The organism is Alloyangia mangrovi (genome assembly GCF_002300555.2).
GTDB lineage: Bacteria > Pseudomonadota > Alphaproteobacteria > Rhodobacterales > Rhodobacteraceae > Salipiger > Salipiger mangrovi.
In genome coordinates, this window is sequence record NZ_NTHN02000103.1 from 1 (window position 1) to 7,443 (window position 7,443).

The following is a 7,443-nucleotide window of genomic DNA, read 5'->3' on the forward strand; positions in this document are numbered from 1 at the left end:
CGGGGCCCCCGGTGTCGCAGAGCCGGGCGAGGCGGCGCAGGGTCGAGAGCGGCAGGGTCGAGGCCTCGTCGAGCCGGGGATCGGGGCGGCCGTCGGCGGGCAGCACCGCGAGGGCGATCCTCTGCCGCTGCGCCAGCGCCTGCAACTGGGAAAGCCCGTAGTCCCAATAGGGTCGCCCGCCGATCAGCCGCACGAGGATGCCCTTTGCGCCCTCGAGCGTACGCTCCACGTAGGTGTCGACCGAGAGCGGGTGGCGCAGCTGCGCGAGGTTGGCGAGCCGCAGCGAGGGCAGGCTTTCGCCGCCCCGGTGCCAAGCTTCCGCGAAGGCGCCGAGGTCGCTGTCGGAGAAGGACAGCACCACGAGATCCGCCGGATCCTGCATCAGGTCCGTCGGGGTCTCGAGATCCTCGAGGCCGTGGTTTTCGCGGAAGACGACGTGCATCTGCGGACGGCGCCTAGAGGGCCGGATCGAGCACGGCGCGGCTCAGGGCGGCGCGGATCTCGTCCTCGCGGATGTCGCCCTGCTCGGCGATGACGACCAGCCGGCCGGCGCGCGGCTCGCCCGGCTGCCACATGCGGTCGTACTGATGCCGCACCCGTCCTCCGACAGCCTGTACCAGGAGGCGCATCGGCTTGCCGGTGACCGCCGCGTAGCCCTTCACCCGCAGGATGTCGTGGCTGCGCGCCAGCGCCTCGATGGCGTAGACCAGCTGGGCGGGATCGCCGAGCTCGGGGAGATCGATGGTGATCGAGCCGAAGTCCTCGTGGTCGTGGTCATGCGGCGTGTCGTGGTGGCTGGGGCGGGCGGCGAGATCGTCTTCGGCGGCGGCTTCGAGCCCGAAGATGACCCGCGGATCGATCGCGCCTTCGGCGACCTCCACCACCGGCAGCGGGCGCGGCGCCTCGGCGGCGATGATCTCCCTCGCGCGCGCGACCCCCTCGGGTCCGGCGAGATCGGGCTTGGTCAGCAGCACCAGGTCGGCGCAGGCGATCTGGTCCTCGAAGACCTCCGAAAGCGGGGTCTCGTGATCGAGGCTCTCGTCGGCGGCGCGCTGCGCGTCCACCGCCGCCACGTCGGGGGCAAAGCGACCCGCTGCGACCGCCTCGGCGTCGGCGAGAGCGATGACCCCGTCGACGGTGATGCGGGCGCGGATCTGCGGCCAGTCGAACGCCTTGAGCAGCGGTTTCGGCAGGGCGAGGCCGGAGGTCTCGATGAGGATGTGGTCGGGGCGCGGCTCGAGCGCCAGCAACGCCTCGATGGTGGGGATGAAATCGTCGGCCACGGTGCAGCAGATGCAGCCGTTTGCCAGCTCGACGATGTTTTCGGCGGGGCAGTCGGGCAGGGCGCAGCCGCGCAGGATCTCGCCATCGACGCCGACGTCGCCGAACTCGTTGACCACCACCGCCAGACGTCGCCCGCCGGGGTTGCGCATCAGATGGCTGACGAGAGTGGTCTTGCCCGAGCCAAGAAAGCCGGTGATCACGGTGACGGGGAGTTTCGTAAGATCGGCCATGTCAGTGGTCCTGTTGCCTGGGGGCGGGGGTAAGCGGGGGGATGCGGGCGACGCAGTTGCGCTTGAAATGTTCGGGGCGCTGGCGCCAGGGGATCACCCCGTCGGGCGCCGCGCGGTATTGCGCGGCCCCGGCGAGGAGCATCTCGGGATGCGCAGCCGCGTCGAGATTGGCGAAGACGTAGGTCCATTTCTCCGCCCCGCCGCGCAGCGCCACGGTACAGCCGAAATCGCAGTTCTGCAGGCAGTCGGTGGCGGTGATCCGCAGCCCCTCGGGCCGCTCGAGCGCGGTGATCTGATCAAAGAGCGCCCGGCCGGGGCGCCGCTCGTCCTGTGGGGTCACCCCCGCCCGGCGGCAGGTCACGCAGACCAGCAGCTCGGTGTCGCTCTCCTGACGCGTGTGCGCGCAGTCCATCATTCGTGTCGCCTCATCTGTTGGGCGCACAGGGGTAACGGCGGAATGGATCCCGGGCACGGGAACACCCCGACACCGGCACACCCCGTCCGGTCTCAAAAGTCATGGCTGGCAGGTCTCCCGGCTCACGGAATTCAGGGCGTATGGCCCAGCAGGCGCTCTGCCTTCCCAGCCTGTCGGCCAGTGGCTTTCCGAGCGCCCTTTTCCGTTCACGGTCGCGGGGGCGGCTGTGCCTGACCGCGATCTCTCGCGGCTGCACATTCCCTTTTCACCCGTTTACACGGGCACCAGCGTGGGGTCAGATCGCCCGGAAATCCGACCCCTGTCAAGACCGGAGAGAGCAGCATGAATGACGAGGCAAACCTCCGCCACGCGGAAAAGATGAAGAAAATCAAGGCGGGGCGGGACCGGATGATGGCCGGGAAAACCGCTGAAAAGGGCCTGATCCTCGTTCACACCGGCGCCGGAAAGGGCAAGTCTTCGTCGGGCTTCGGGATGATCCTGCGCTGCATCGCCCATGGCATGCCCTGCGCCGTGGTGCAGTTCATCAAGGGCAACTGGGTGACCGGCGAGGCGAAGATGATCCGCGAGAAATTCACCGCCGAGTGCCGCTTCTTCGTCTCGGGCGAGGGCTTCACCTGGGAGACGCAGGACCGCGAACGCGACATCGCGGCGGCGCAGCGCGGCTGGCAGATCGCGCAGGAACAGATCCTCGATCCCGAGGTGCGCTTCGTGCTGCTCGACGAGATCAACATCGCGCTGCGCTACGGGTATCTCGATATCGACGAGGTGGTCGGCTTCCTGCTCGAGCGCAAGCCGCCGATGACCCACGTTTGCCTAACCGGACGCAATGCGAGGCCCGAGCTGATCGAGGCGGCCGATCTGGTGACCGAGATGACTCTGGTGAAGCACCCGTTCCGCGACGGGATCAAGGCGCAGCAGGGGGTGGAGTTCTGAGCGCTCAGAGCACGGCGAAGGCGGCCTCGAGCTGCTCCCACCGCTCCGAGGGGGGCAGGCCGAGGCGAATCCAGCGGTCCGAATAGGGGAAGATCCGGGTCCAGACCCGCTGCGCGGCAAGGCGCTCCTGTGGTGACTGCGCGTCCGGCAGGGCGTAGGTGCGAAAGAGCGGTGTGCCGCCGACAAGCGCCCAGCCGGCACCCTGCGCCAGGGCGTCGAGCCGGGCGGCGTCTCTGTCCAGGCGGCGCACCGTCTCGGCTTGCCATTGCCGGTCGGCAAGCGCCGCCGAGGCGATCTCGATCGCCGGGCCGGAGACCGGCCAGGGACCCGCAAGCTCGGCCAGCCGGTCGCCGAGCGGATCCTGCGCCAGCGCGAACCCCAGCCGCAGCCCGGCAAGCCCGTAGAATTTGCCAAAGGAGCGCAGCACGACCACGTTCGGCAGGCTGCCGTCGAGGCGGGGGGGCAAGGGACAGGTCCGGCTCGGGGTCGGCAAAGCTTTCGTCGACCACCAGCAGCCCGACCCGCGCCGCCAGCGCCCAAAGCGCGCCGGGCGTGCTGCGCCGCCCGTCGGGGTTGTTGGGGTTGACCACCACGGCGAGATCCGCCCCCTCGAGTGCCCGGATGCTTCCGGCCTCGGTGACCTGCCAGCCGCCCGTGCGCAGGGCGGCGGCGTGCTCGTTGTAGGTCGGCCCCAGAACCGCTGCCCGGCCGGGAGCACGCAGCGCCGGGACCATCTGGATCGCGCCCTGCGCCCCGTTGAAAGGCACGATGCGCGCAGGTGTGCCATAGGCCGCGCGGGCCGCGTCGATGAGGCGGTCCATGTCGCTATGGCGCGGCAGCACCGCCCAGGCCTCGGCAGGGATCGGTGGCACGGCGCAGGGTTCGGGATTGATCCCGGTCGAGAGGTCCAGCCAGTCCGAGCGGGTCCCTCCGAAGCGCGTCATTGCGGCATCGAGGTTGCCGCCGTGGTCTCTGGGCGTTCCGGCGGGCGGGGCGGGGGGGCGTGTCGGGCAGGCTGTCCATGGCGCTCACCGGAACAGGATCAACGCGGCGAGCGCAAGGGCACAGAGCGCCATTGCCCGCCGGTAGAGTCGCAGTGCGCGCGTGACGTCTTGCGGCGTCGGATCGGGCGCACCGGCGTTGAGCCAGGGCTCCTCGGCGATCCGCGTGCCGTAGACGCGCGGCCCCGAGAGGCGGATGTCCAGCGCCCCGGCCATGGCCCCCTCGGGCCAGCCGGCATTGGGCGAGCGGTGCTTCGGCGCATCGCGCCGCATCACCCGCAGTGCCTCGGGCAGGCGGGATCCGCTGGCGAGCGAAAAGATCCAACCGGTGAGTCGCGCCGGGATCCAGTTGACCACATCGTCGAGCCGCGCCGCGACCTTGCCGAAGGCCTCGAAGCGCGCATTGCGATGGCCGATCATCGAATCGAGCGTGTTCACCGCCTTGTAGGCGGCGATCCCCGGGAGGCCCGCCACCACGCCCCAGAAGAGCGGCGCGACGATGCCGTCCGAGCTGTTCTCGGCGAGGCTCTCTGTGGCGGCGCGGGCGATCCCCGCCTCGTCCAGCCTTGCCGGGTCGCGCCCGACGATCATCGAGACTGCGTGGCGGGCGGCCTCGAGATCGCCTCTCGTCAGCGGGGACGCGACGGCGGCGACATGCTCGTGCATCGCGCGCATGGCGATCAGCGGCCAGGCAAGGACCGCACCGATGAGGCTGCCCGCGAGACCCTCCGGGAGCAGCGCCTGCACGGCCAGCGCGGGCAGGGCAGCAAGGGCGACGGTCAGCAGCGTGGTCAGCGCCCCGAGCCAGAGCCTGCGTCTTCGGCCGCCCCGGTTCAGTCGCCGCTCCAGAGCCGAGATCACCTTGCCCAGCCATGTCACCGGATGACCGATACGGGTGTAGAGCCCGTCCGGCCAGCCCATCGCCAGATCGAGCGCCATACCCCCCCAGCATCGTCAGCGCAAAGCTCATGCCGCGCCCGTCCTGAAGCAAAGCGCGTCGGTGAGCCCGGCCTCGGCCAGCGCTGCCGGGCCGTTTACGGGCAGCGTTTCGGGGGCAAAGATCAGCCCCCGCGCCGAGCCGGTGTGGGCGCGCAGCCAGCCGAGCGCGCCAAGGTCGCGCGCCAGCTCGGGCAACGGATCGGGTGGTCCGCGTCGGTCGGTGCAGCGCTGCGCCGAGGCGCTGGCGAGCGTTGCGCAGCCTGGGAGATCGCGCAGGGTGACAGCGCCTGCCCATGCCTCGGCGAGGTCGGAGATATCGTCGAAATCCTCGTCTCCAGGGTCGGTGCGATGCGGCGCGCCCCAGAACCCGCCGAGGATGTCGCAGGCGGGGGGGCGGCGGGAGCTGGCGCAGGATCCGCCCTTCGCGCGAGGCCCAGAGCAAGGCGTCGGGCCGAGCAAACATCAGCGGATCGCTGGCGCCCTCGATGGCTAGGCATGCCGCGGCGAGGGTCTCGGCGCTGGCGGTGACGCCTGCGGCACGGGCCAGAGCGACGAGGGTCGCGGTGGAGGCTCCGGCGCCGCCCCCGAGGGGGGGCGGTCCGCGTCGTGCCGGGGAATCGCGGCGCAATCCCGAGCCGCGCGGCGAAGCGCGCGAGCTGGTCGCGGGTGAAGGGCAGTTCGCCCTCTCCGGGGGCGCTGACCGTCAGGGCCGGGCAGCGGACGGTCACCAGGGCGACGGGGCCATCCTCGCTTATCCGCCCCTGCAGCCATTCGCCGAAATGACCCTCGACACTCACCGGGATCCAGCTCATGTGCGGCCTGCCTCGATCACCGAAAATGGCCCCTCGGGGCCGCAGCGCAGACGGGTGACCGAGAGATGCGCGATCTCGAAGGCAAGGCCCGCGTGCACCGCGCCCGTCACCTGCGACAGTGCTGCGCGGATGACCCCGGCGTGGACCACCAGAACCACGGGCGCAGCGTCTTGCTCCGCCTGCCGCCCATAGTTCAGCAGCGCCGGCCGGACACGGGCGCAAAGGTCCGCGAAGCTCTCGCCGCCGGGTGGGGTCCATGCCGCCAATCCGGGGCCGTCCAGAGGGCCGAGGTCGGGCAGATCAGCATGGGGCGCCCCGTCATGGGCGCCAAAATCCTGCTCCCAGAGCATCGGATCGGGCACCGCGGCGCGCTCCGGCCAGAGCGCATCGGCGGTCTGCCGACAGCGCTGCGCGGGGCTGCTCACCAGCGCGCCGGGCGCGGGTAGAGAGGCGCGCAGAGCCGCGATCCGCGCGGGCTCGATCCGCGCCTCAAGATCGGTGCGGCCGCAGAGCCGTCCGGGCTCGGCGATCGGCGCGTGGCGGATCAGGATCAGCTCTCCGGAGCCGGGTGTTTCGTGCTGCAACGGCCTGCTTGCCTCTTCCCTTTTGGCGACATTGATGCTTTCCCATGCGGAAATGACAAGGTCGATACTCATCACGGGCGGGGCACGGTCGGGCAAGTCGAGGCTTGCCGAACGCAGGGCGCTCGCCCCCTGTGGTCGGGCGATTTATATCGCCACTGCAGAGATTTACGAGGACGATGTGGAGATGGCCGCGCGCATCGCCGAGCACCGCGCGCGGCGTGGTGATGGCTGGCGGGACCTGCATGCGCCGCGCGATCTTGGCGCCGCGCTGCGCGCCAGTGACGGCGATCTGCCGAGGCTGGTGGATTGCCTGACGCTCTGGCTGACCAACCTGCTTCTGGCCGAGGCGGACTGGCGTGCCGAGGTGCAGGCGCTGGTGCAGGAGATCGCCCGGCAGCGCGCCCCGGTGATCTTTGTGAGCAATGAAGTCGGGGCGGGAATCGTCCCCGAGAACCGGCTCGCCCGCAGCTTCCGCGATGCCGCGGGCTGGATGAACCAGGCGGTGGCCGAGGCCTGCGACGAGGTCTGGCTGGCGGTGGCGGGCTACCCAGTGAAGGTGAAACCCAATGAGCATACTTTCTGACATCTCCTCGCTCGCGGAGGTCGCGGATCTCGCGGCGGCACTGCCCGTGGCCGACGCCGCCGCGGCACAGGCGGCGCGGAATCGACAGGCCAGCCTGACAAAGCCGCCGGGCTCGCTGGGCCGGCTCGAGGATCTGGCGGTCTTCATGGCCGGCTGGCAGGCGACGGAGCGCCCGCGGATCGACAAGGCGCGGGCGCTGGTCTTTGCCGGCAACCACGGTGTCTGCGCGCAGGGGGTGAACCCCTTCCCGCAGGAGGTGACCGCGCAGATGGTCGCCAATTTCGAGGCGGGGGGGCGCGGCGATCAACCAGCTCTGCCGCTCGGCGGGGGCGGCTCTTTCGGTGGTGGCGCTCGATCTCGACCGGCCCACGGCAGATATCACGGAGGCCCCGGCGATGTCCGAGGCCGAGACGCTGGCCGAGATGCGGCGCGGCGCCGAGGCGGTTTCGGGCGACGCGCAGGTGGTGATCCTCGGCGAGATGGGCATCGGCAATTCGACCATCGCCGCGGCGCTGGCCTGCGCCAGCTTTGGCGGTGATCCCGAGGGCTGGATCGGCCGCGGCACCGGCTCGGACGAGGCCGGGCTCGCGCGCAAGACCGAGGCCGTGCGCCGCGCCTGCGCGCGCCATGCCGGGGCGCAG

Annotated in this window: 7 protein-coding genes, 3 pseudogenes and 1 riboswitch; of the genes and pseudogenes, 3 read left to right on the forward strand and 7 right to left on the reverse strand. The window is 70.8% G+C overall.

The features are described 5' to 3' along the window. The 3 genes and pseudogenes from cobN to CLG85_RS26525 all read right to left on the reverse strand — a co-directional run. A pseudogene (gene cobN / locus CLG85_RS26515) lies at positions 1-442 on the reverse strand (cobaltochelatase subunit CobN); the annotation flags it as partial. Positions 443-455: 13 nt separating this feature from the next. After that, positions 456-1,514: a cobalamin biosynthesis protein CobW gene (gene cobW, locus CLG85_RS26520; RefSeq protein ID WP_260350311.1), complete on the reverse strand. Its 1,059-nt coding sequence runs from the start codon at positions 1,512-1,514 to the stop codon at positions 456-458. Position 1,515: 1 nt separating this feature from the next. Beyond that, positions 1,516-1,929, reverse strand: a complete 414-nt coding sequence (locus CLG85_RS26525) for a DUF1636 family protein (protein WP_095884342.1) — start codon at positions 1,927-1,929, stop codon at positions 1,516-1,518. Positions 1,930-2,019: 90 nt separating this feature from the next. Beyond that, positions 2,020-2,233, reverse strand: a riboswitch (cobalamin riboswitch). Positions 2,234-2,271: 38 nt separating this feature from the next. Here CLG85_RS26525 and cobO point away from each other — a divergent pair. Beyond that, positions 2,272-2,883 (forward strand): cob(I)yrinic acid a,c-diamide adenosyltransferase, encoded by a 612-nt coding sequence (gene cobO, locus CLG85_RS26530; RefSeq protein WP_095884341.1) that lies wholly within the window; start codon positions 2,272-2,274, stop codon positions 2,881-2,883. Between the two features lie 4 nt (positions 2,884-2,887). Here the strand turns inward: cobO and cobD are convergent. From cobD to CLG85_RS26550, 4 genes and pseudogenes are all read right to left on the reverse strand, one after another. Next, positions 2,888-3,827: pseudogene (cobD, locus tag CLG85_RS26535) on the reverse strand (threonine-phosphate decarboxylase CobD). 84 nt (positions 3,828-3,911) lie between these two features. After that, entirely contained in the window at positions 3,912-4,823 is a 912-nt protein-coding gene (cbiB, locus tag CLG85_RS26540; RefSeq protein ID WP_260350312.1) for an adenosylcobinamide-phosphate synthase CbiB, read from the reverse strand. Between the two features lie 27 nt (positions 4,824-4,850). Then, complete coding sequence (locus CLG85_RS26545; protein WP_260350313.1) at positions 4,851-5,282, reverse strand: hypothetical protein; 432 nt, start codon at positions 5,280-5,282, stop codon at positions 4,851-4,853. Positions 5,283-5,631: 349 nt separating this feature from the next. Beyond that, positions 5,632-6,219, reverse strand: coding sequence for a histidine phosphatase family protein (locus CLG85_RS26550; protein WP_260350315.1), 588 nt, complete (start codon positions 6,217-6,219; stop codon positions 5,632-5,634). Between the two features lie 52 nt (positions 6,220-6,271). On the opposite strand from CLG85_RS26550, the gene cobU reads away from it, so the two are divergent. Both cobU and CLG85_RS26560 read left to right on the forward strand, forming a co-directional pair. Then, on the forward strand, positions 6,272-6,802 hold the full coding sequence (gene cobU, locus CLG85_RS26555; RefSeq protein ID WP_095884489.1) for a bifunctional adenosylcobinamide kinase/adenosylcobinamide-phosphate guanylyltransferase: 531 nt from the start codon (positions 6,272-6,274) through the stop codon (positions 6,800-6,802). Next, positions 6,786-7,443, forward strand: a pseudogene (locus CLG85_RS26560) (nicotinate-nucleotide--dimethylbenzimidazole phosphoribosyltransferase); the annotation flags it as partial. The gene cobU and the pseudogene CLG85_RS26560, both read left to right, overlap by 17 nt.

Excerpts from the sequence above, each read along its gene's own strand:
- cobW (WP_260350311.1), bottom strand. The coding sequence starts at position 1,514 with ATGGCCGATCTTACGAAACTCCCCGTCACCGTGATCACCGGCTTTCTT.
- CLG85_RS26525 (WP_095884342.1), bottom strand. The coding sequence starts at position 1,929 with ATGATGGACTGCGCGCACACGCGTCAGGAGAGCGACACCGAGCTGCTG.
- cobO (WP_095884341.1), top strand. The coding sequence starts at position 2,272 with ATGAATGACGAGGCAAACCTCCGCCACGCGGAAAAGATGAAGAAAATC.
- cbiB (WP_260350312.1), bottom strand. The coding sequence starts at position 4,823 with ATGGCGCTCGATCTGGCGATGGGCTGGCCGGACGGGCTCTACACCCGT.
- cobU (WP_095884489.1), top strand. The coding sequence starts at position 6,272 with ATGACAAGGTCGATACTCATCACGGGCGGGGCACGGTCGGGCAAGTCG.